Annotated in this window: 12 protein-coding genes; all 12 read left to right on the top strand. The window is 42.3% G+C overall.

Annotated elements, in window-relative coordinates:
- The first annotated feature begins 113 nt into the window (after positions 1-113).
- The 12 genes from dpdJ (Q5741_RS02820) (at position 114) to dpdD (ending at position 26,195) form a co-directional block, all read left to right on the top strand.
- A complete protein-coding gene (dpdJ, locus tag Q5741_RS02820) occupies positions 114-4,634 on the top strand; it encodes a protein DpdJ (protein ID WP_305022513.1) in 4,521 nt (1,506 codons plus the stop codon).
- A gap of 3 nt (positions 4,635-4,637) precedes the next feature.
- On the top strand, positions 4,638-5,156 hold the full coding sequence (dpdK, locus tag Q5741_RS02815) for a phospholipase D-like domain-containing protein DpdK (RefSeq protein ID WP_305022512.1): 519 nt from the start codon (positions 4,638-4,640) through the stop codon (positions 5,154-5,156).
- Positions 5,156-7,075 carry a hypothetical protein gene (locus Q5741_RS02810; protein WP_305022511.1) on the top strand — a complete coding sequence of 640 codons (1,920 nt, stop codon included), beginning with the start codon at positions 5,156-5,158 and terminating at the stop codon, positions 7,073-7,075. The genes dpdK and Q5741_RS02810 overlap by 1 nt, the downstream gene beginning before the upstream one ends.
- A gap of 251 nt (positions 7,076-7,326) precedes the next feature.
- Positions 7,327-7,950: a hypothetical protein gene (locus tag Q5741_RS02805; RefSeq protein WP_305022510.1), complete on the top strand. Its 624-nt coding sequence runs from the start codon at positions 7,327-7,329 to the stop codon at positions 7,948-7,950.
- A 359-nt stretch (positions 7,951-8,309) separates the two neighbouring features.
- Positions 8,310-11,612, top strand: coding sequence for an SNF2-related protein (locus tag Q5741_RS02800; protein ID WP_305022509.1), 3,303 nt, complete (start codon positions 8,310-8,312; stop codon positions 11,610-11,612).
- Complete coding sequence (dpdF, locus tag Q5741_RS02795; protein WP_305022508.1) at positions 11,596-14,199, top strand: protein DpdF; 2,604 nt, start codon at positions 11,596-11,598, stop codon at positions 14,197-14,199. The genes Q5741_RS02800 and dpdF overlap by 17 nt, the downstream gene beginning before the upstream one ends.
- A gap of 22 nt (positions 14,200-14,221) precedes the next feature.
- Entirely contained in the window at positions 14,222-15,085 is an 864-nt protein-coding gene (locus Q5741_RS02790) for a hypothetical protein (RefSeq protein ID WP_305022507.1), read from the top strand.
- A complete protein-coding gene (locus tag Q5741_RS02785; protein ID WP_305022506.1) occupies positions 15,082-18,318 on the top strand; it encodes a hypothetical protein in 3,237 nt (1,078 codons plus the stop codon). The genes Q5741_RS02790 and Q5741_RS02785 overlap by 4 nt, the downstream gene beginning before the upstream one ends.
- Positions 18,305-18,958 carry a hypothetical protein gene (locus Q5741_RS02780; protein ID WP_305022505.1) on the top strand — a complete coding sequence of 218 codons (654 nt, stop codon included), beginning with the start codon at positions 18,305-18,307 and terminating at the stop codon, positions 18,956-18,958. Before Q5741_RS02785 ends, Q5741_RS02780 begins: the two co-directional genes overlap by 14 nt.
- 10 nt (positions 18,959-18,968) lie before the next feature.
- A complete protein-coding gene (gene dpdJ, locus Q5741_RS02775; RefSeq protein ID WP_305022504.1) occupies positions 18,969-23,459 on the top strand; it encodes a protein DpdJ in 4,491 nt (1,496 codons plus the stop codon).
- Positions 23,452-23,961, top strand: a complete 510-nt coding sequence (locus Q5741_RS02770) for a hypothetical protein (protein WP_305022503.1) — start codon at positions 23,452-23,454, stop codon at positions 23,959-23,961. The genes dpdJ (Q5741_RS02775) and Q5741_RS02770 overlap by 8 nt, the downstream gene beginning before the upstream one ends.
- Entirely contained in the window at positions 23,958-26,195 is a 2,238-nt protein-coding gene (gene dpdD, locus Q5741_RS02765) for a protein DpdD (protein WP_305022502.1), read from the top strand. The genes Q5741_RS02770 and dpdD overlap by 4 nt, the downstream gene beginning before the upstream one ends.
- Positions 26,196-26,277 lie beyond the last annotated feature (82 nt).

Below are 26,277 nucleotides of genomic sequence, written 5' to 3'. Positions count from 1 at the left end.
ACAATGAACGGTGCTCCTCCCATATAGTAAAATGGTCATTAATGGTATAGAATTTACTATTGTTATATATTTGACATCGGGTACGCCTGTTATTGGGTTAATAGGGGGATATTATGTTAACCGATCAAGAGATCAGTGAATTACTAAGTTATCTTGAGGATGAGGAAGCTAAATTACTATCCTGGGGATATGTTGATGGTGGGTTTACAGAAGAGGAACTACATAAAGCTACTACATCGTGGTTAGAAGACAAGAAGTTAAAAACAAATGTTCATGATGCGGTAGATGCTTTAGTCGAGCGAAAGTTAATAGGAGAATATCAGACAAAGCAGGGGACTATGTGGCGAACGCGAATGTCAGAGACGATACGCTTACTAGCTAGACTCCGTCAAATATTTGATACGAAAGAGTGGCCTATAGCATCCACTTTAGTCTCAGATTTTCGTTTTACAACGCGGAAAAGGCGGTATCCTGCACGAAATATTGCTGTTGAGCAAGTGGTCGATGAAGTCATGGAAGAGGCCAATCAAAGACAAGTACAAGCCTTGCAGGCTTTATTAACTCGTGAAAAGCCAATCGAACTGTCGCGGTTTCAAGTAAGTGCAACGAAAAGCCTGTACCGTTCTCTTCAAGAGCAAGATTCGCGTGGGATGATCGTCTGTGCAGGCACTGGAACAGGGAAGACCTTATCGTTTTATATACCAGCTCTCTCGAGTGTTGCTTCATGGATTGAAGCAGGTGAGTTTTGGACAAAAGCTGTAGCGCTATATCCTAGAAATGAACTGCTTAAAGATCAATTTCTGGAAACCTATCAAGAGGCACGTCGACTAGATAACTACTTACTTTCTAAAAAGAAACGAAAAATAAGAATCGGTGCTATTTACAGCAGCGTTCCTTATAACAAACATACACTCAAACAATTCAACTGGTTGAAAAAAGAAGGTCATGGATATGTTTGTCCATATGTGAAGTGTCCAATCGAAGCATGTCAATCGGAAATGGTTTGGAATGATAAGGATATCCAACAATCAAAGGAGCGACTTCACTGTACTGCCTGTGATTTTGTTATAGAAGAAGATGAGATAATATTAACGCGTAATCGAATGAAGAAAGAACCACCTGATGTGTTATTTACGACGACCGAAATGATGAATAAACAAATGAGTGATTTTTCTTCCAGAGAGTTATTCGGGATTGGGGCGGAACGAGCACCACGATTAGTACTACTAGATGAGGTACACACCTATACTGGGATTCATGGGGCACAAGTGGCGCTACTTTTGCGACGGTGGAAACATGCGTTACGATCACCGCTTCATTTTACAGGCTTATCAGCTACCTTGGAGGATGCGCAAGCTTTTTTTGGTCAATTAATCGATATTGCTCCATCTTTTGTTGAGGAAATTAATGTTGGTACGGATTTGGTTGAAGAGGGGAAAGAATATCAATTGATATTGCGAGGCGACCCTAGTTCGGGCACTGCCCTTCTTTCGGCAACGATCCAGACAGCTATGCTGATGCGTCGTGCGTTGGATCTGGATGGAAAACGTCCATCGGGTTCCATGTTTGGCTCTAAAGTCTTCCTGTTTACGGATGATTTGGATATTACGAATCGCTTGTATGATTCCTTACGTGATGCGGAAGGGTACGACAAAAGAGGTAGACGTCGTAAGCATCCACTCGCTGCAACGCGAATACATCAGAATTTTTCAGATTCTTCTGTAGCACTTCAGCAGGGGCAATCTTGGTTAATGGCAGAGAAGATTGGCCACAATTTAACGACTCCTATCAAACTTGGACGCACGAGTTCTCAAGATACAGGTGTAGATACTGATGCACAACTCGTAGTGGCGACTGCATCACTCGAAGTTGGTTTTAACGATCCTCAGGTAGGCGCGGTCATTCAACATAAAGCACCTGTGGATCTGGCCTCCTTTCTCCAGCGTAAAGGAAGAGCGGGCCGTCGGAGAGGAATGCGTCCATGGACAATTACGGTGCTGTCCGATTTTGGGCGTGATAGAGTCTTGTACCAAGGATACGAGATGCTGCTAGATCCCGTTTTAAAGGGAAGAAACCTCCCCCTTCATAATAGGTACGTACTTCGTATGCAGTCTGTATATGCCTTCATGGACTGGTTGACAGAAGAACTGCAGAGACGAAAGTATTTTAATCAGGGATCCCTATGGGGAGATTTTGCAGAACCAAACAAAGGTGAATATGTACAAAAAAGGCAACAGGCAGCCTCTGAGATCATTGATGAAGTTCTTTGTGAAACAAAAACAAGACTCAGAATGGAAGATTATTTAAAAGAAGCATTATCCATTTCTGAAGAGGAACTGTACGTCTTGCTTTGGGAACCGCCACGCTCTCTAATGCTTAGTGTACTCCCAACCCTTTATCGTCGCTTAAAGACTAATTGGAACCGGTATCCCCAAAAGGATAATACGAAAGAACGATACATTGCGAGGCATCCGTTACCAGAATTTATTCCACATGCATTGTTTAGTGATCTGACACTACCTGAAATTGGGATCATTTTAGAAGGTGAGGAGGAAGGCGAGGGGCCACCCATTATGCCGATTGTCCAAGCCTTAAAATCATTTGCTCCTGGCAAGGTTAGTCGGAGATTTGGTAATAAACAAATGAAACAGTCTCACTGGATTGCTCCGTCATCATTAGAGGAATCCTCCCAACCTTATTCCCTGGACATTCAACTGTTTTGTCCAGAGTATGAGGAGTTAGGTACGGTCTCTTATGTGGAGTCTGATGGTACAGTTGTAGATCTTCCGTGTATTCGCCCGTGGACACTACAGTTAACGAATACGCCTTCCCACGTGGGGACGACTTCTAATGCCACATTAATCTGGAATAGCCAGTTAAACGCGATGCATGTGGAAGACAATGAAAGCGTAATGGCTAAAATACCAAGTGGAACCGTCTGGTACCAGCGCGTTCAGGGTGTTTATTTTTACACCCATAGTCGACAATCTGCTGTGATTGTAAAACGATTTACAACAGGTTCGGAGGCGAATATTCACCATCACCAGTCCATAAAGTCTGATATTCGAATGAATTTTGTTCGTAATGATCAACCAGTTGCACTTGGTTTCATGTTGGAAGCAGACGGCATTCATTTTAAAATTAATTTGCCAAGTGACGATGAGTTATATCTGACAGAGGATTTTCCAGATAAATTGCAATCGTTCCGCTCCCTTTATTTTCAACATGGCGTGATAGAAGATGATCGATTGAAAGGGATTGCGAATTCTTTTCAATTAGAAAGACTTACAGAAACCTATCTAAGCGCACTGGCAGCCACAGCGATTAAACAGGAGTGCTCGATTGAAGAAGCATTCCATTTGCTTCAACGTGCTTCCTTTAGTGTGGTTTGTGGCAAAGTCCTTCAGGTCATCTTTAAAACAAAAAAGATTGAAAAGGGAAGAGATGAAGAAGAGGATCAAGAAGATAGTGAATTGAATGATCACGTCTATCAACGAGCTCATGAAGAGGTATTGTTACTTTGTGAGAGAGAAGATGTTGAACAAGTTATTTATTCACATGTCCCTAAGCTATGGTCTGACTTAGATGATCAAAGTTATACATGGGCTCGAATGCGCTGGTTGACTACATTTGGAGCAGCGATATTACAAGCTTGCAAAGAAATGAGTAACCAGCACACGCAAGATGATTTGATAATGGATGTAAATATGGAATCCACAGAGAAGCAAACAGCAGCAGACATTTGGATCACGGAATCCACCTCCGGGGGTGGTGGGATCATAGAAGATATTTTGCAGAAGTATCAAGCCGATCCGCGGCGTTTCTTTGGTCTCATTGAAAGTGCACTAGGTCCAACGGATATGGAGTTAATCGATGCCGAGATGACACGAACACTATCCCTTCGGAAAACAGATGTTAAATTACAGAAACATTTTGCAAATGTGCGTGATCTGAATGGTAATAGTCATTCCTCCGAAACGTTGGCGTCTTTGCAGCGTTACATGCGAGGAAAAGGCATTTTGGTGACACATGCCGTAATGAACTCCTTATACAACCGTATTCTTCGACCGGGTTCGAATGAATTAACCGATGCTTTTATTGAAGGTTTAATGGTGCTGTGGAAAAATGAAGAGCAACGATTAGGAATCTGCATGGATATCCGCGTATTTGGATACGTATTTAGCAGTTCTGAGACGATTGTGAACCATTTTAAAAAGGCGCTAAGTCATATTGATCAGCATGCTTTGCGGGATCCGAACTGGAGATTCCATGTCATTGTCGGTTTACTCTGGCCAAGAGGAAACCAAGTAAGAACGCGGGCATTATTACCGAATAACCAGTTTGCTAAATATCCGCCAACGGACCGGGAACTCGTTTTGCATGGCATTGTAGGACTAGAAACGGTAATGCTGTCTGAATCCAGTTGGTGGGAGAAATTAATCACCCGTCTACAGCAAATAGGAACTGTGCGTTTAATGGCAAACCCCGAAGAAAGTGATCTTCTCCAACAAGCTTTGCTTCGTTTAGCAAGCGAACCGATTGAAGTTGGTTTTTTACATGTGTATCCACGCGTTGCAGGTTTAAAGAGGGAAGCAGATGCTATTTCTGCTACGTTGGATATACGGGAGGTTTAAGTTATGACAAGACGGTATATACATTCATCAAAAAGCACATGGGAAATTTCCGATCTGCTTCAAAGTATTTTTGTGTCTGAGTTACTCAATCCTAGTCATTCTTTGTGGATTGTATCTCCATGGATTTCGGATATCCCAGTTATTGATAATCGATCGAATCAGTTTGTTACGATTGAACCGGAATGGGCAAATCGAATGGTATTACTTTCTGAGGTGATCGCTAAACTGATCGATCTAGGCACTCGTGTAATTGTTGGATTAAAAAAAGATGAACCCCACAACCCTGCTTTTATCTCGAAACTAGAACAGCGAATTGGAAACTCACCTTATTTGCGTGTGATTCCGCGCAGTTTGCTTCACGCAAAGGGGATTATCAGCGATCGGTTTTATTTAAGTGGATCCATGAATATCACATTCAATGGCATCTCCTTAAATGAGGAAACCGTCCTCTTTGTGACGGATATGGAAGAAGTCGCGCTTAATCGAATCGCGTTCAAAGATATGTGGGGGGTAATAGACTAATGGTGAACTTTGCCCCTCAGATGCAAGCCTTTTTGGAAGTATTCTTTGGTAACAGTAACCGGGCAACATTAGCCAGTATAAATGTCCCGGATTCCAATCATGCGAAGAAGATAAAACCTTTTGTAGATAGACTGTCATCAGACAATCCTTTGCCAAGCGTCATCCCATTTATTGATTCTGATAACAAAGTGACATGGTTTGGGTTAGCTTTTGACGAGAATCAGTTTTCGATGCTCGGTGATAGTTTATATGCATTTTTAGGCCCAAGTTTCTCTACATTTCATCGAGGGGAACAAAAGGTATATAAACATAGCATGATACCGCATGTTGAACAGATTACGAAGGGCCATTACTTTATGTTTGAGGCAGATGGTAAAGAGGTCCATTCACAATTAACGAAGATGTTCGGTGTTTGGGAGCGTCGCCCGAAGGGGCGTAAAAAACTTAATCAAAATATCGATCAACTTTTAAGGGATTTCTATACAGCCCTTGAAGTAAAGAATCAAGTCGATGCTGAAGTTTCTCTGCAATCCATTCGGGATCTGGGACAGTTTAATGCTCAGAATTTTAAGTTTTTACAGATTCAATACCTATCTGCTTTTCAATTATGGGATGATCTATTTGCATTGCCAGGCATAACAGATGTGATTATCGCGCGTAGACCGCTTGCAGTCACGGAAGCATTACTGTCTGGCATCTACGCGCAACATATCGCTCCATATGAAGATAAAAACGATATTGATGGTGCAATGGAGCACTTTAGAAAAGAGCCGTGGCCGTCCTATAGTGCATTGTTTCAATATCGTCGAGTATCGAAGAATGAAGATGTGTTGAAGTGTTATGCTGTACATGCGGTTGCCCTGTCTTCAAAACAATATGACATCTCGGAATTGAAAAGTAGTCTAAGGGATCCTTTCTATCAAGAACTGCTGACGCATATTACACCACAACTACAAAAGAGCACCAGCCATGCTGATCCGTATAAACAAGCACAAGTGGAAATGGAAAATGGTCGTACGGAGCAAGCATTCAAGCTACTCCTTACCTTGCCGGTTGGTGTTCAGCGAACGATGGGATTATTGAATTGTGCACTTGATTTACTTGACTTATCTTCCATTAAAGTTGCCTTGGATGCATATGAAGAGTTGGAATCGGAAGAAAAACAAAAAGTTCGCGCAACACAGCGAATGCAAAATATTCTACAGAAATTGCAAACTTTTGGACAAGACACCATTAGTCGGGTTCCAGGTAATTGGATCGATTGGATTCATCAGTTAGAAGAGATGGAAGTTGGCGTTTCATCGGAAATTGCAAGGCAAGGTGCAGTTCAATGGGAGATGACTCAATTAATCGAACAAGATCCTGGTTTAACGGAACTCTACACTTCCCTTTGTAACATGGATGTATCACAACAGACAAAGATGATATATGCTATTTCACATTTGATATCCTTCTTTCGTAAAGATGAGTACTGGCCACGCTTGGAATGGAAACGAATTTATCTTTGGTTGTCGACTTATCTCTTGAAGAGTTCTTGTGGTGCGCACGCGGATCTTACCTTGTTTAATTCTGTTTTTAAGGCATTAAATACGGTTGGATTAGAAGTAGAAGAATATTGTGATCTGATGGAGCACCTTTTACCATGGATGGAGAAGAATGCTTCAACCAGTCAGACTGAAACTATAATGGAAACGTGTGAATGTATAGTTACAGCGCCTTATCGTGAGTTCCAACTTCATTTGCCTCTTCTACAACTCGTTGAGTCTCGTATGAAGGCTGCTTCACCGAAAAAGTGGCAGAGTGTACGGGAATCACTTGCACCAAGGAATTGGCATGAGTGGTTTTATGGAATGAAGGAGCAAAAGGCTCCTACAGACGCCTTATTTGCTTATCTGCCAGATCATGATGCAATGGAATGAAGTCTTACACAAATTGAAAAGATGTCTGACCATCTGACTGAACTTTATGTAGATGAACAAACTCGCATGTTAGAGATACTCGTCCCGCGATTAATCGATAATACGTTGACTGCTCCAAGTTTTCCAAGGAAAGAAATGGAAGGGGATATATGAGACATTACTAACGTTGATGGACCAAAGCTTAAGTCGGAATGAGATCAACACCTTACAATTTAATCGCTTAATTGATGGATTGCTTCGTATGAGACCGGATGCAGCGGATCAACGTTGTAGCTAAAAGTTGGTTTGATGTAACACCATTTCCAGCTCTTTCCGATTTACTGCTCGATGCAGTGGATCTGTTCGTAGATTCACCACTTGAAAATGATAAAATGAGGGAGCTTTGGAATAATTGGGACCAGTCATTGATCCAACATATTCTTCAAGGGAAGCCGTCGCATATTCAAAAATGGTATCGATTAGGGGAATGGGTTAACGGTTATTATGAAACCATGAGAGTGCTTGAAGTAGGGTTGAGTAATATTACTAAGCAAGAAGATCCCCTACTTAATCTGAACAATCAAGTGATCACCATATTCACCTTACTTGAGAAACCAGCGAAACGGGCCTCTGAATATCTTCAATCAAGAAACCCAACTTTAAAGATACGCCTTTGTTTGGACGATCGGTTAACTGATCGTGCAAAAGAGTATGCTCGTAATTCAGATATATCGGTTATTGTGACGACGCATATCTCTCATGCTTTGACTTATGGGATAGGAGACTACCTAACTGCAACTCCCGTATACCCGCGTAGTTCTGGTGAATCAGCCATTATTGATGCGATCGAACAGTATGCAGAGAAAATGATGGAAGAGAACTTGCTGATTAATTAATTCTTTTTATAGAATCACGGTTTGAACAAGATGGTTGACAGCTACTAGGGTCTGTGATAAATTTGGGGATGTTAGGGTGAGGTGGTGAATAAAGCCTCACTGAACTAATGTTGGATAATTAAATAGGAATAGAGTCGGGTGTGATCAACGACTCTTAACGCGGAGTTATGGTGATGTTAGTTGACCATAACTCCGCTTTTTGCTTTGGTAAATCTTTGCTGGATTCCCTTGCTTTAGACTCTTAATCTAGTAATAAGGTCATTGTTTTTGTTGAATCTTTAGTTCCAAAGTATCGTAATACGGTGTAGACTTAGATAGGTAGGCTGCAACTAGAATTGGTATATAAAGGTGGATGTGACATGGAGATTGGCATGTATGTACGTTGTCCTGTAGAATTCGAATACCCCGATCTACCAAGACGATTCGCAATTGGGCGAATTGTGCGCGTTAATGCTGCGCAAGGAGAGGTCATGGTAGATTTCTTTTTTCCAGGCGATTCAGGTTTAATGCACGAAGCATATCGAATCCCAAAGGTAGAGACTTATTCCTTGAATCAAATTAATAGAAGCAAAATATTGCCGCAATCTCCGTTCCATCTCGTAAATTCGCGCAAAAAGGGGATTGTTTTATCATATTCGCATTCTGATTGGAAGGGCTACTACTATTACTTTGTCCAATTTGAAGGCGATAGTGAGATTAGCTGTATGTCAGAAGGGGAGTTGGTTGTTCCCATTACCCGTGGAGATATGGATGTGTTGAGTAGCTTTGAAAATTATGAATTTCATAATCCTCAATGGTTTCTACATCGCCAAGTTGTAGCAGACTCCTTACATACATTACGAAATGCGACGTTCGGATTTGAAACGTTGATCGGCTCCCGTGTGTTTTTAATGGAACATCAAATTGATACTATTATACGAGCCATATCGGAAGATCCTTGTCGCTTTATGTTAGCGGACGAAGTTGGTCTTGGTAAAACGATTGAGGCTGCCGTCATTATGAAAGGATTACAGAAGCGACTGGGTCAAATAAGTATTGTTCTCATTGTACCTGAATCGCTCCTCTATCAATGGCGTAATGAGTTGAGTTATAAATTCTGGACTGATTTTGAGGTGTATGACGGAAAGCCAGAACAGTTGCATGAGAATCTGTTGCTTTTCCCTCTTGAGAAGGTGAATTCTAAGGATGGAAAGCAATTGCTCCAGAGAAAGTGGGATCTGTGTATTGTTGATGAAACCCACCGACTTCTCACGATGGACACAGAGTACGAGAGCATTTATAAGTTCAGTCGTACGGTCCCGCATCTGTTGCTACTAAGTGCGACACCGATTCAATCGAGACAGGTTGAATTTTTACGTCTGGTCCGTTTACTTGATCCTCCAAAGTATAGTCGCATGACTGAAAGTCAGTTTGGGCAATTGCTGGAAAAACAAGCGTTTTTACGTAGAAAGGTGCATCGCATGATGCAAGACCTAACTTCGTATTACGAAGATGAACTAGCAGAAGATTTTGAAGACGATCTTGACGATGTCGCCAAGTCATTGGAAGATTCGAATTTTCAAAAACTTGTGAATTCCATCGATATAAGAAGTGAAGATGAAGGGTTGTCTCAAGTAAAACTGGCCCTTGCATATTTAGGGGAGCATTATCAAATTGAGCGCAAAATACTTCGCCATCGTCGGAAAGAAATTGCAAAGTATCTTGGTGACCGGACACTTTATGAGGATACCTATGTCATGAAAGGTTCAGATGAGAAGTATCACGAGAGTGATACATATGATGCAATAATTGATTATTTGGAGTTTATCAAAGAATCAGATTCAGATTCGAGTGTTGGGGACTATCAGCGATGGTTACTTTCTGCTATGTTTAGCTCCCCCTGGGCACTTGAAGCGGCTATTACCAGTCGAAAAGATATCATTACCAAAAAGGCACATAGCAAAGGTAAGGGTATCCCACAACAGTTCCCGATTTTAAAAGGTGAAGAAGAATATTTGGATAGCCTTAAAACAAACGTGGGACGCTGGCGTCAGGCAGCCGAATCTGAGCTGAAGAGGGTAAAGGAATGTTACGATGATCCAGATCTGATTCAAGGTCGTCTTATGAAGGTGATGGATCATATTCTTCAGGAAACAGTAGACGAGAAAGTTGTTGTTTTTGCTTCTTGGACGGAGACTTTACTGCCACTTGAGAAAGCATTAGCGGATCACTTCAATAAAGACGCCGTTCGAGGTTTCTATGCGGGAATGACAGATAAAGAACTACAAGCGGCGGTGGACGATTTTCAGAATAATCCAAACTGCCGATTTATGTTGTGTGATCCTCTTGGAGGCGAAGGTCGAAATTTCCAAATGGCAGATCGTATTATACATATTGATATCCCGTGGAACCCTTCTGAACTCGAGCAACGAATTGGTCGTCTAGATCGTATTGGTCGCACAGGAAACGTCCTATCTGTCGTGGTGTACTCGGAGGGGACCATTGAAGAACAGTTACTCCAAATATGGCGTGATGGACTTCAAATCTTTAACGAATCACTCAGTGGAATCGAAATTGCGATCCATGATATTCAAAACGAAATGACATCGGCACTTGCTCGGGACTTGCGTTATGGTCTTCAGGATGTGATGCCTTCCATGAACGATATGTTAGGCAGAATGCGTGAGCGTGTACAGGAAGAACGATATTTTGATATGGCGCGCCAATTAGATCGTCACGTCCAAGAGCAACTTTCAAATCTCATTACGAAGTTTGATGCAGACGGTGGCATGAAACTTGCAGATACAATGATGAAATGGGCATACATGACCGGACTACACGGGAATTCGATAGAAGGTGGTCAAGTAGTCATGTTTGATAAAAATAGAGCTGTTCCAAAATCCATGGTTCGTACGTTATTACTACAACCAGACAATTCGGAGTTGCTGGATAAGTCCGGTAAAGTTGGACAGGTTCGCGGTACCTTTAGGCGTGAAGTGGCCGTAGCTCGTGAGAAACTCTCGTTTTTCGCTCCAGGCAACAGCATGTTTGATGCCATTGTCAATAATGCGCAGGAGACAGACTGGGGTAGGTCTACGGCTCTTGAAATCCCTCATGCGGATTTTGATTGGGAAGGGATCGTTTATACGTGGTCGGTATCGCTTAACCCTAACAACTTACTTGCTCTAAAGGAACCATTGGAACATCTGGTGCATGCGCAAGGATATACCCCATTAGAGCATTTTATAACGGCAGAAGCCCTTGTTCCCGGACAGGAAGGACAAAATTCAGATGTTCTTAGCATGATGCTGTCTGGAAGCATTAGAAAAGCAACTCACTTGGGTAAACGTGAAGGCAACAAGGTTAAGGAATTCGTGGAGCAATATCCACCGGATATTTGGTCAGATCTGATCCGCCGTACGAGTGAACAAAGCAAAAGGAAATTTGAACAGTACGTTAAGGAGCGCGTTGATGTTTCTCGTGCTGAGAATGATTTTGGACGCAAACTAAATGCGATGCGCGCAGCAAACTTGTATTTTGGGCAGGAAAAACACTCGGAGGCTGCAATTGGACGATTATCGAACATTTACCAGGCTCTATTGGAAGGACTTCGTCATCCTGTCATGCGTTTGGAATCTATGGCTTATGTGAGGCTGGTGAAACGGAATGAATCGATGTTATGAAATAGCTGAAGAGGCGCTCCAAGGTCGTTTAACACCAGAGACTGCGCTCCAGAAGCTAGAGAAAATAAGGAATGAAAAGACAGTGTCGACGGAACTGCGTTCCGCCACCTCCTGTCTAGTTAGACTCTTCCAATCCATGTCGAGCATTTCATTGAAACAGGCAACGGCGATGGATCTTGCGAGTCATCTCCGTCAATTCATCTTAACGTTCCAACGAAAAATTGTGATTAGTAAAGAATGGATTAAAAGTATTCAACCAGTCGCAGAGAAGTTCGGGTTAGTTATGTACAGTGATGGGGAGACGGATGTAAACACACAAGTGAATGGGGGGTATCCAGATTGGATAAGTTCCCCAGAGGCCGTAAATGATGCCTATCAGTTAAAAGTACGAAAGCAGAGGGATCAGGTTTTAGGGGATGGTGTTCTTCATAGTATGACACAATTTACCCACTACCAATCTCGGACGCAGAAGCAGTTGGTTCAATCTGCGATGCAGATGCTGCCTGGAGAAACGCTAACGATTTGTTTACCGACAGGTGGAGGAAAGAGTCTCGTTAGTCTTCTTCCTACTTTTTTTGACACGGAGGGAGGAACGCTTAAAGGAGGCATTCGTGAGACATCTGGAATCACAGTTGTTGTTGTACCTACAGTTGGGCTTGCCATCGATCAAAAAAATGCAGCAAGTAAATATTTCAATGCTAGGGAAGAAAAATACCGGCCACAGGCTTATCGATCGGAAATGCCGCAAGCGGAGAAAGATTTGATCTTTGAAGGAGTAAAGGAAGGGACGATCCCTCTCTTATTTACCTCTCCAGAGTCGCTTGTCTTAGGTCCACTCGGTCAAATCCTACTAACATCGGCCGCTAGAGGCCAAGTTAATCGGTTTGTTATTGATGAGGCTCATATTGTTGTTGACTGGGGAAACAGTTTTCGAACGGGATTCCAGTTGCTATCAGCCTATCATAAGCAACTACTCGAAAGAAGTAGTGGAAAGGTAAAGACGATTTTAATGTCTGCCACACTGACACCATGGACTTCTAAGGTATTGAAAGACCTGTTCGGAGTAGAAGGTAAATATACAGAGGTTCGTTGTGATGGCCTTCGTTATGAGCCTGCCTACATGGTGGATAAAGCTATAACTGAAGAAAATCGATTTGCGAAAATAACGAGGGGAATAGGCTTTTTGCCTAGACCACTGATCTTATATGTCAATACCATTGAGCATGCTACAAAATGGGTCGAGCGTTTAAAGGATGAAGGTTATTCGCGTGTTAATCAGTTTACCGGCGATACCAAAGATAATGAGCGAAGAGAACTTCTTCGTCAATGGAATGAAAATAGCATCGACATTATGGTTGCTACAAGTGCATTCGGCATGGGTGTAGATAAAGCAGATGTTCGGACTATTATTCATTGTGGGATACCTGAGAGTTTAAATCGATACTATCAGGAGGTAGGCCGTAGTGGACGCGATGGCTTTGCATCCGTTAGCTTAGTATGCTACATCAAAAATGATATCGAAATCGTTCGAGGTCAAGTTTCTAGGCAGTTTCTTACAGCGGAGCTTCTCGTCGATCGGTGGATGGCCCTTTTTGAGAATGCCGAACCAGGTGAACGAGCAGACGAGATGTGGCTCAATATGGCCACCCAGCGAGAGAAGCTCAAGGATACGGTTTCCGGGGCGAGAAATGAGAATTGGAACGTTGCAACCGTCTTACTTATGGTACGTAATGGATTGCTTGAATTAGTTGAGTTTGAACGTTCAGAAGTAGATACATCAAATGTACCTCGTTTAAAAGTTCGTACCTTAGTGTATAGCAGTTTGAACGATGCACAGACTCTATTGCGTGTGATCACCCCGGAGCGTGAGCGTGAAAAAGATAGAGTGATAGAGGAACTTGAAGTCATAAAGGAATATTTATATCATCCAGCGGATCGTTGTCTTTCCGACTATTTAGTTGAAACCTATCCATATAGTGAGACTGTCTGTGGGGGATGTACTTATTGCGTGAATAATGGTCAATATTTGCGTTACAATGCGACAAAAATTAATTTCCCATTCCGTTCTCGCTTGAAAAAAGAATCGGTTACTATCGGAGATACTTTGTTTCCTTATCTAATTGGTTTTCGTCATCTACTAATGACAACGTCTTTGCAGCATGTAAAAGGTGATGACTATCCAGTCATTATCCAGGCTCTAATCAATACGAATATACGAACCATCGTATTACCACCACTTGATGACAACGTTATTCGTACGATTATGGCGCAATCACCGGATGAGAGCAAGAAGAGGCATTATCTATTTCTTCAACAAGAGGAATTACAGTATCCATATGCAAAAGAAATAGATGGACCTGTAGCCATTATTTATCCTTCTGACCTAACCATAGCAAACCTTTTTTATACGTGGATGAAGAAGCTATATCATCAATCCGAAGAGACGGTTTTTATTCATATTGTGGACCCTGAGATGAAAATTCTCGATGAAGGAAAGTCCATTCGGGATGTACTCGATCATTTATCCTTGCCGTTGGATGAGTTTCTTGCTAAGCATCAGCGCAAGGCAGATATCGCACTATATTAACCTGTAAAAAGGAGGGCTTTGAATGCCATTTGATAATTCCATAAAAAACATGCAAACACCAGAGCGTGTCAGAGCATTGTGCCAGTTGGTAGAGTATTCCTCCTACACGAAGAATGAACTTCTTGAATTACTTCAACCGCCTGCTGTTAACACAAGTGAAAATATAGCAGCGGAATGTTATAACTTTGCCTCAAAGGGAAATCTCATTGTAGAAAACAAAGATCGCAAAGTGATCTCCAATATGTCACCTAACGCGGCACAAGATCCCGTGACATTCCGACGTGAAATTATTCGTAATGCCCATCAACAACCAGATCTGGTGTTTCATCGATTTATGGCGTGGGCTCTTGGAAAAGGGCAAGACGTTATGACTTACAAATCAGAAAAACTGGTAAGCAGTTTCTTCCTTGATGTCACATCCAAGACAAAAGGTATTGGGTTAAGTAATGAAGATAGAAATCGGGAATACAACACGACCAATACAAAAGGTTGGATGAACTGGGCTTCTTATTTAGGATATGGATTCGAACATAAGGGTAGTTTTTTAGTTAATCCTTCGCTTCGCTTGAAAGAGGAATTGATGTTCGACACTTCACTAGATAAAGGGAAATTAATACCTTTCCGAACGTTTATGAGTTGGCTGGCTCTCGCATTACCTGAACTTGACGGGGGAATATACAATGAGCAAGTCTATTCAGAGAGAAACGGATCTCAGCAATTGTCCTATGCGCTTTCGACAGGGTTGAGATCACTCCATTCGCAAGGTATCGTTGAACTTGTTCAAACAAGGGATGCTGGGGACGTTTGGCATTTAACCCCGAGTAAATTACATGAAGTGTCTTCTGCCGTTACTGGTATTAAGATAGTAGGAGGCCAAGAAGGATGAAACATCTTGCTATCGCGAAGCGATTAAATCAAGTCATTAAAGTAGAGGCAAAAGATACGAGCGAAGCATATTTCTTAGCTACACATAAACCGTTTGAAAAATTAAAGTATGTGCCGCGAAATATGAAAAAGGAAGAAGTTGACTTCGTACATGAAGAAAATTTCTTCAATTCCATATTTAATCACATGGATCAACATCACTTTGTGATGGTAACAGGTGATAACGGATCGGGTAAATCACATCTGATCCGGTGGGTTAATGAGCAACTCTCGTTTTCAGGTATGATCGATAAAGAAAAAGAAACCGTATTATTCATTTCAAGAGCTCAAAGTACACTTCGTGGTGCCTTAGAGCAAATCATTAATGCTAAGGCCTTCCAAGAGAGTGATATGACAGAGAAGTTACGTAAGTTAGTCCAAGCGAACGAGCATTTGAGCAAGGATGGTTTAAAACAACGTATCATTCATCACTTTGCGATTGCCGTAGAGGAAGAGGGGGAGGACAATAACTTTAGTCCTCGCGAACGCAAAGGGTTATACGCTTTCTTAGTCGATCAAGACACACAGCTTTACCTGATGGGAGAGAACGGTCCTATCGAACGGATTCAAATGAAGTTGGCTTCAGAAGCAAGAAATGAAGTGATGACGGATGTAACCCCTCGATTCGAACCAAATGATTTCAGAATTACATTGTCACAACTGGAAATTATAAAGCGTTCTGACGCTGGGAAAAGAGCGCTTCATTTTGCTGAATCTGTTGCAGACTCAACCAATTCGATGGAGCAGCAAGAGATTCTCATAAAACGGGAGCGGTATGCTGCTTACTTGAACAGTTTTCTGGATCGGGTCGTTCAAGAATGTACGCAATTCCGTGGGACAGACTTAGCAGATATTTTCAAGTTACTTCGACAAGAATTAAAACGTAACGGTAAAAGTTTAACGTTGCTTATTGAAGATATCACATCTTTTACAGGTATCGATAAAGCGCTTATGGATGTGTTGGCCTACACGCATGAGGGAACGGAATACGACGAATCTCTTTGTAGGTTAATTTCTATCGTAGGTGTAACAAACTGGTATTATGATAACTCGATCAACGATAACTTTAAGGAACGTGTAACTGCCAATGTCTATGTAGATGATGCTTTTGGTGAAGTTTCGGATATCGTCGATATGACGGCACGCTACTTAAATGCTATTTATGTAGAACCTCAATTGGTGGAAACTTGGTTGCTAAATGGGGCCAAGCAAGAGCAACTTCCCATTGCGGATGTGTTTAGCGAGCATCAATGGGCGCATGTGAAGATTGGCGAACATACGATGACTTTGTTCCCGTTTAACCAAACGGCATTAGCCAATTTCCATCAGAAAAAAGAACTAAGGACGCCTAGGCGTTTTCTGCAAGATGTCATCTTAAAGTATGTTCATTCCATGATCATTCATGGACAAGAAATGTTTCCACCCGACTACACGTCATTTGGATTAGATGTTGCTTGGAAAGATTCAAATGATGATGCTGTATTAAAACGTGAATCTGCTCCTGATAAGGTAAACCGGTATATGTCATTATTTCGGATCTGGGGCAATCGCACGCTAGACGCTTTTACAATTAATGGGGTAAAGGTTGTTGGTGGTCTTTCTGAAGATGTATTTCGCTCGTTTGGGCTACCAATTCTAAGAGGAAATACAATCACGGCACCTCTATCAAGTGGAAATGGGAATAAGGGAAACAATCAGGGACCAATAGCGATTGGACAGGGAAACAAAGCAGGGCTTGGTAATGGAGTTGTTGTGCATCGCCCTAATCTTAGAGATATCCCAGGGGATAAGCCTAAACATGAAGATGGTAACGGTGAGATAAACAAACCAGCCATTGAACCTGTTACTCCTAGGGACATTGAGGATCCGAAAGAGAAACGCTTCCGTGAAACCGAAGGTCAGATTGAAAGATGGATGCGAGGCGAAAAGCTAGTCTCGAAGTTACTAGAAGATTTGCTTGACGCACTGAGTGAATTTATACGATGGGAAGATAATGGTGTATCTGCTTTGCAAGTAAAAGAGTATTTTAATACGCGCCGTGTAGTCATTGAAGATTATTTTGGCAATGTTTCCGCAGGGACTACCCTCATTTTTGAAAGGAGCGAATCGTTAAGATACGCTTTGTTGGCACTTGCTGCATGGAAAGATCGAGGCAAAAAATCATGGGACTTTAATGGTGCTGAAGAATATGCTCTAGCATTATACGATTGGATGAGCCAGCAAGAGAATAAAATCGTTGCGTTCATCCGAGATCCTTTCCAAACCGGCACTTCATCTGTGCAAATGGATGAGTATACGACTATGGGGCAGCTCGTTGCTATTACATTAAGTGGTTCACTTACAGGAACAGTTTCAACAGCAGAAGAACTGTATCATGAATTAGCCCATTCGATCTTACCAATAAAAGTGGATACCACACGTGATCCTAAATGGCAAGCCCTTCAGAAGTTACTACCTAGTGATCTAAAAGAATTTAGTGAACGCTTTTTGCGGCACTTCAATTTAGTTCAAGGTGATATTAGTAGAGGGACCAACACAAACGTGTTTTACTTGCACGCTGCAAAAGTTTTGCCTGTTCTTAAGAAAACATTAGGGGATAACTGGGCGTTTGAACAACTTTCACTTCCAGAACGACCAAGTTCAAAAAATGATGCATGGTATCAATCGATTCATGTGTTGCATGATATCGTGAGAACCTTGCCTGAAGCTACTAGGGCTGAATATGAAAAGGCGGAACAGTTCGCTAAACATATGCAAAATTTAATCGGGGAGGATATTCATGATGTTGGTTTGCTCTTCGACGAGATAAAAGAGATGTTGAGTTGGCTTACGGCACAAAGGGAGAACTATGATCCAGCACCATTTAAATGGATGCAATCGAATCAATGCAATCCTAGTGTAATTGCACCTCATTTACAGGCCATTGCTATGCTTACGAAAAGAAAAGGGGAAGCTAGTCAATTTATTGGTTTATCCCAAGATCCAATTGCAGCACTTCGACCTTACTATGAGTCTATTGTAAGTTTTCATCAACTTCTGGATCGATTGCAGTCCACTTATAGACAGCGCCTTGCCCAGATGAGTCAGGCATCTAGTTCAGTTACCAATGTGGAAGAAGAAACCAAGAATGCACTCAAAACTTGGTATGGTGAACTTCAACTGTTGAGCGAGGAGGTTCTCTATGCTAAGAGATAAAATAAAATCTACACAAGAATTAATTCAGCAGGCAAAAGAAGCACAACAATTACAAGATCGTCATAGGCGGAGTGAAGAATTTGGCCAATTTGTTCAGGAAAAGCTTCCTCCGCTTGTTAAAGAAGTGAAAGCGATTCGTATGGTCGAGAAGAAGTATCCAGGGCAATGGCATTTATCTCAAGTGAACGAGACTATTCAAGGCTTAAAAGAGCTAATGCAGAATATTAGAAATGAACCGAGATCAAAGTTTGGGCAAAGTGTCCGGTCTTTTGAGCCCCTCCAACGGGAGGCAAAAGCGCAATGGCCAGCAATTGCAAAAGGACAGCATCAAGAGAGTAGAAAAGCGTTGGAAGTATTCCGTCGCATTCATAACGAAACAAGCACAATTGATAACCTGCTTCAGACTTTTACTAATATAGAGAAAACATGGCCGCTCTCCGAACAAAATTTGAAACAGTATCAAAATGTTCTTGAAGAGGCGAAGCAGTTTATTGCATCGCTTGGGGCGAGCCCACGGATCCAGCATTTTCTTGAAAAGATGGCTGCTGGTTCAGCAACTTTGGATGATTTAAATGATGAAGTGTTGCAGTGGATTCGGGCTCAACATTTAACGTCTAATGTCTTCATGACTTTTAAATGAGGTGAACAAGGTGGCCCGTTCGCGGTTTGATCTATTATGTGAAGAGCTTTTATCTCAAATTGAACGTAAGGAAAATCAGTTGTTAGAATGGGGCTTCATTGGCGGTTCCATAGATGCAAATGAAGTCCTTGAACCAATAATTGAACAACCGCCTTCAAAAGTGCTTAGCTTGTTAATCGATGAATTAGGTATTGATACTTCATCGATTCCAGCTATCATTGAAAATCTTCAAGATCGTAAACTCATGTTTCCTGTTCCACCAAATCGCTTCCGTACGCGTTATGCGGAAGCGTTTCGGTTACTTCTACTGCTGAAGCAAAGGTTTAGTGCGAAAGACTGGCAGTCCGGTCGTAATTTAGTCAGTCATGTAAAGCCGTTATTATCGTATCGGAAATATCCAAAACGAGATCAGCGAATGGCTGAAATTCTGTATTATCTAGGTTCGCTTCAAATTGACAATCGTACGCAACAAGCCGTCCGCGCTTTACTGCGTGATGGGGAGTTTGAACTTGCTTCCTTTCAAGTGCGCTCCTTACGCCATCTTTTACAATGGACCAGGCATCCTAAAGATCAAGCTACGATTATTGGTGCAGGTACGGGCTCTGGTAAAACGAAGGCCTTTTATCTCCCCGTATTTAGCCATCTAACAGCGCTCTTGGAGCGAGATCCGCGTACTTGGACAAAGGTTTTTGGAATTTATCCACGTGTCGAATTGCTAAAAGACCAGTTCCGTGAAGCCGTCGCTGAGATAAAGGCTTTACAAGACCATTGTACATCGTTGAATATCCGAAGCCTTACGATAGGTGTTTATTATGGAGATACACCGCAAACAGCCGATGATGTCATTCATAGTCGATATCGGAAATGGAAGAGACAAGACAATGGTTATGTTTGTCCGTCTCTTTCTTGTCCAGCATGCGGTTCAGCGATGATTTGGGACGAAAAAGATGTCCAATGGGAAATCAAGCATGGCGGTACTGGTGAAAAAGAGCGTTTAACTTGTGAAGATCCTGCTTGCGGATTCCATATTGGATCCGGACAAATTATTCTTACAAGAAAAAGGATGATTGCTCATCCACCTGATGTTTTGTTTACTTCGACCGAGATGTTGAATCGAAAATTGACAAATATCGTGGAACGTCGTCTATTTGGTGTCGACTCTATTGAACCACCTTTATTTGTGCTCATGGATGAGGTTCACATTTATGAAGGGGTAAGCGGTGCTCATGTCGCTTATTTGCTTCGCCGTTGGCGTAAGCAAATGCGCCGAGGTACACGTGGAACGCACTTCGTAGGTTTATCTGCAACGCTTTCGAATCCAAAATCTTTCTTCTCCCAGTTGACGGGGCTTAGTGAGGAATTAGTTACCTATATTACTCCTGAAGAAGATGAAATGGTTTCCGAAGGAATAGAGTACAATCTTATCGTTAGGGGAGACCCTTTTTCAGCAACGTCTATTCTTTCGACGTCCGTACAGACGGCCATGTTAATTGGTCGCATCCTAGATCCACTAGAGGATGATGTATCACGAGGGGCAATTGGGTCCAAGTTATTCGGTTTTACGGATAAACTCGATGTCATTAATCGTTGGTATCATATCGAAGTGGATGCTGAGAAATATAAGACACTTAGTCAATATCGAGATTTAGATCTCTTTCAAGATGTTTATGATGGCACAGTTGCTGCCCAAGTGGCACTAGGTCAACTATGGACCATTCCTAAAATCATTGATAAAAATAGTTTACGTCAACCGTTAACTCTGGATATTACCTCTTCACAGCATAAAGGGGTTAAAGATACAGCTAAATTGGTTATCGCTACAAGCACACTAGAAGTCGGTTATAACGACACTAAAGTGGGCGCTGTGATCCAACACAAGGCGCCGCGGAACCTTGCCTCCTTCTTACAACGTAAAGGACGTGCTGGCCGCTCACGGGGGATGCGCCCATGGACGATTGTCGTTACGTCAGCCTATGGACGAGATCGTTATGTTTATGATTACCCTGAGCAACTCTTTCAACCGACGCTAAATGATCTTTCTTTGCCACTGCGCAACTCCTATGTGCAGCGGATTCAACTTGCCTTTACCTTGCTCGAGTATCTAACGGGTAAGTTGGCGGCAGTTAACAGTTCAGTCGATCTTCGGTATTTATTAACGGAAGAAGGCTCGAAAAGGAATCCAAGAGAAAACCGGTTCATCACGAATGAGTTGAAGCGATTGCTTAATGGTGACGACGAAGAGTGGTTAGCTTACGCGACTGATGCCATACTAGTATCAGAAGCGGAATTAATGAGATTACTTTGGACACCGCCACGTTCATTCTGGTTTGAATTACTACCGACGCTATACTTACAACTTTCTTCGAACTATGCTTTGGCAGATGACGAGGAAAAGCGAGAACCGCTTCGTGGGTTTATCCCTCAGACGTTGTTCACTGCACTGGACGTTTCGGAGTTAATGTTTCTTGTACCTAATGGGAAAGAAGAGTCTTTAGGACTTGTACCAGGTATGATCGAATTTGCACCGGGGAACGTATCCAAGCGTTTTGTAAATGCAGAATGGATTACAGAAGCCCATTGGATTACCAGTGAAACAGGCATGATTGATCTAGACGGGGAAGATCTAAAAGCAAAACATATTACAGAAGTTCCCGTTTTGGATGATATGGGTAACGAGATGAACTTACCGATCTGTGAGCCTTACTTGATAAAACTACAACAAATTCCAACAGATGTTTCTGACCGTTCGACGGGATTTTATGACTGGGGCACACATATCAGGCCAAGTACTGAAGCAGGCATCGATACTCGAATCACATGGCATACGGAAAGTGCACTTGCTCCACTTTTAAAACAAGCAATCAGTTATACCAGTGAAGAGAATAACTATGTTGTATTTACGCGTTATTCGGCACGAGTAAATTCTGAGCTTAAGTATAAGAAGTCTGAATTAGGTTCTGTTAGCCGCATATTTGAATTCACTTATGAGCAAAAGCCAGCGGCGCTTGGTTTCCAGCGGTATGTAGACGCCTTAGCATTTGAAATTCATGACTATGACTTGGCACCATTGTTTAACCATGAGCAATGGGATCGTATTGCGGAAGAGTCTATACCCACTTTTTACGCGCATCTTGCGAGAACGAATGATGAAATCGCTGCTAGGTTAAATTCGTTTGAAATCGAATGGCTGACTCAGATCATCCTATCTTCTGTACTAGCTGCTGCTGTTAGCAGGCAGGGAAGCCTTTCGGAAGCTATTCAAGAGTTTAAAGAAAAGGCAGAAGCGATTAGCAAGCGAACACTTCAAGTCATTTTCCATTCCACCATCGTGGATGCAGGAGATCAAGATCGAGATCATGCAGAAGATAGTAAAGTACTCTTAAACCTGTACTCGCTTATTCAAGATAAAGAACTAATGGACCTCTTCTTGCAGTTACTTGAACCATTAAGCGGAGATCTGAGGCAAAATGCTGCTTTTTCTGAGTGGGTAAATGCAACAGTTACAACGACTTTAGCCGCAGCTATTTATCGGGCTCTAGGTGAGATGTTACCGGAGGTCAATGTTGAAGATCTATTGGTGGATATACAGGACAATTGGATTTACTTGTCTGAGACCGAATCAGGTGGCCTCGGAATCATTAGTAAATTGGCTGGTGTCATGCGACATTCGACGGGTAAGTTCGAAGAATATGTGATGAAAAGTTTGCATACGTGTGAAAGAAATAAAGTGACGACATCCCTAAAAGCGGTGCTTCCACTCTTAGAGGAATGGCCATTACAAGAGATTGTGGCACAGATTCGCCAGGAGCGTCGTGTAGAGCAGCAACAGGAGTTGCTTGAGCAGTTACTAGATACACTGGAACGTGCCGGGATTCCACCAAAACGCGAATTTGTTATAAGCCTAGTGGCCAAATATTTACGTAGTCACAGCACAACTGAATTAGACTGTTTTACGAGGGAACTCCATAAACTATGGCATGAGGAGAGTCGTAGAATAGGGTGTCATATCAGTGCTAATATTTTTGCAGTGGCATGCCTAAGACTTGATCACATTGCGGAGCAAGCAGATGTCCTTCTGGGCCTTGTTGGAAGTGATGAAGAACAACAGCAAAAGCAACGATACTTATTTATTGAATCGCTGTTGCTTAGTGATTGCCACGAATCCTGTCCAGAATGTTTGGAGCTATATTCGCCTTTCCAGAAGTTTATGAAGCCGTCTAGAATCATTACGGAACATCTCTTGAAGCCTGTGTATACGACGATTCACTATGCAGAGACCGATTGGAAGGCGCGAGTGGAGGATGCGATGGGGCGTGGAAGCCGAGTGAAGTTGATTGTGAGTTATGAAGATAGAGTACATCTCCAGCAGGAGATGCTGCAACTACTGAATTCACCAATAGAGACGGAGTTTGAGGTCTTCTTCCCATATATTAATTCCGTTCATAATCACGGAATGGATTGGCATTATGACTTGCGCGTACGAGAGGTGTCCCATGCTTAGACGAACGTTAAATGTCCGTACTGGACAAAAAGCTTTGAAAGATACCATTGCCTCATCACTCATGACTGAACTAATGAACCCAAGTCATGAAATATACTTCGTTGTTAATGAGTTAAGTGATGTTGCGCTTTTGGATAATCAGCTCGAGTCTTACTCCGATCAGTTCCCACGTGTGCGCAGGAGATGGATTCATTTGTCTGACGTCCTACTCGCTCTTGCTGCAAAAGGGGCGCTCGTTCGCATGGTTTGTAATACAGAGCACCAACAGACCCAAAGAGTGGTTATGGAGTTTGATGAGAAAATTGAAATACGCCATGAAAACGTTGGGGTCGAGCACGAAGGATTATTTACGGAACGACTGTCGCTTAGTGGAACGTTGGCATTTTCAGAGCAGGGTTCCTATACAGGTTCGGACCGAGTGATTTTGAATTTGGAACCATCTGAGGTTTCGAAACGATGGAAGGAAGCAAGGCAGTCTTGGGAGGTGGCTAAACCATTATGATGAATCGTGGTAATGATTCATTTATAAATGTCTATATTGAGCACCATTCCCCAAGCCACTCAAACGTTGTGTACCACCGCATGATTTCTCGTTTCATCAATGAACAGACTGCTGTGCTACCCATGCAAATGGGTAACGAAATAACCTGGATGATCCTTCAAAAGGATAGTAAAAAAGCAGATGATCATGCTAAAGAAATTCAGCATTTTATTGGTCGATATTGTAATTCGTTCATGCCGAGAAAAGTGTTATTTACTGGTGAACAAACCCCGTTTGAAAAAGTAGGGGCTCAGCATTTTCCAGAGGGATACTTTATATTTGTATCCCCTCTTACCGTAAGTGAGAAAGTATGGGACATGCTTAACCTTTGGATTAGGCTTGATGAAAAACGTCCGGCTATCACTTCTTCGGACACGGAACATAGTACATTTACGCTTCGAAACCAGTTCCAAGAACAGGTTGCGATGGAGCAATGGAAAGAAGCGTATGGGACTTTAGAGACTATACGCCTCGGTAACTACGTCAGCGACGATAATTATTTGTTCCTTAAAATGCAGTGGTTGGCTGCTCAGCATCGTTGGGATGATATCTGGTATTCCAAAGATTATGAGAGTATTACGCAACTCGATTATATCCCAGCACGTATCCAGCAAATGCTGCTGAGAGCGGCTTACACGGTTCTTGCTCCTTCTGATCTGACAGAAGACTTTGATAAGAGTCTGGAGTTGTTTACGGAGTCTAGGTATCGTCTAGGCGCATTGATTCATAAGAGTGTAAGCAGTGAAGAAGAGTCGATCTGTAGACTTAAGGCTTATAACGCATACCTTGAATCTGATCAAATTGGACTTCAGCGCTTATTAACGCTTGTTCAAGACAGTACCTCGATAGCGATTATTCAATTTCTATTAGGACAATTAACGCCACAACCAGAGAAGTCTGATTTGACGTTAGAAAATAGAGTGCTTACCGCATTCCAACTTCAACATTTTGAACAAGCTTATCAAGATCTAATAAAGAGTAGTTTAACTCCATTTAAGACCAAATATTTATGTAAGATTGCCACCATGACGGATGCGTCAATCGTGTATGAGGAAGCAAAACTTGCTTGGGATGCATTGGCAAGTGAAGAACAACAAACTTTGCTTCGTGACCCAGAGTGCCGCGCTGATGTGATGTTGGTTCAAGCTCGTATGAACGCCATTACGATCGCTCCACAAGTGCCTTCCAACCCAATTGTCTCAAGAAGTGAAGAAGTGACTTGGCACAGATGGTTTGCGCAATTTTTATCAAACACAGATGACATTGAACAGGGACAAGCATTGCTCAGAGAAATGGATACGACAAGAGGAGGTATGGTATGGACAGATAGTGTGCTGACCTTATTGGCCGAACAATTCGCGGAGATCGCGATGCTGCCTTTACATGGGAGTGCCAGAAGTTTATTAGAGACGGCGTTATCCATGTTTTTGACCGAACTAATGGATCCTGCCCATTTCCCGAAAGACTCCGCACTGAGTCTGTATGATTATTGCTCTGAACTGATCCTAGCTCATTCTAAGAAGAACCAAGCATCTATGACATACTTCCAGAAGTTATCCGAAGGTATTGTGTATTTGGACTTCAATCTGGCGCATACCCAATTTGAACGCACGGTAGCCTGGTTTAATCTTTCCCCTAGTAAAATGGTACTTCCATACCTACAAGCAGCACTAGAACTGTATTTCGACTACGATATTCCTCAGCAGAGGCTCGTTGATTTGTGGAATCATTGGTCAGGAGCATTAGGGGATTCGTTACAGACCCTTGAATCGGTGCAGCTAAATGGTTGGTATGAACTTGGACGTTTAATGGGGGCAGATGCGAACCTACTGGTGAGGTTATCCCAATCATTTCATAATCATGAAGAACACACGGAGGATATCCTTGCTACTTTGTCGCCGCAGAAAATAGCGATCTTTACTTTACGGGAGCATACAGCACGGCGTGCAGTAGAGAAATTGGGCCCACGAAACCCGAGTCATCGATACGTTATTTGTACAGATGATGCACTAACAGCAGAAGCCAAATCACATGTAAAATCCTCTGATATTGTCGTGATTGTTACGACATGTTTAAGTCACGCTATCTTCTACGGTATCCAACCTTATTTGCGAAATAACGTGGTTTACCCAAGAAGTTCTGGTACAACGGGGATTTTAGTAGCGATCGAAGAATATTTAAATAATTTGAGTTAGAGTGAGATTTCTAACTACAATCGGTAGATCGAACAAATATGAGCAGGGTAGGAATCCTGCTCATATTTGTGCATGAACTAAA

Origin of the sequence: Paenibacillus lacisoli (assembly GCF_030580655.1) — a bacterium.
Lineage (GTDB): Bacteria > Bacillota > Bacilli > Paenibacillales > Paenibacillaceae > Paenibacillus > Paenibacillus lacisoli.
The sequence above is the reverse complement of the archived record's forward strand: the minus strand, read 5'-3'. Positions and strand labels throughout refer to the sequence as shown.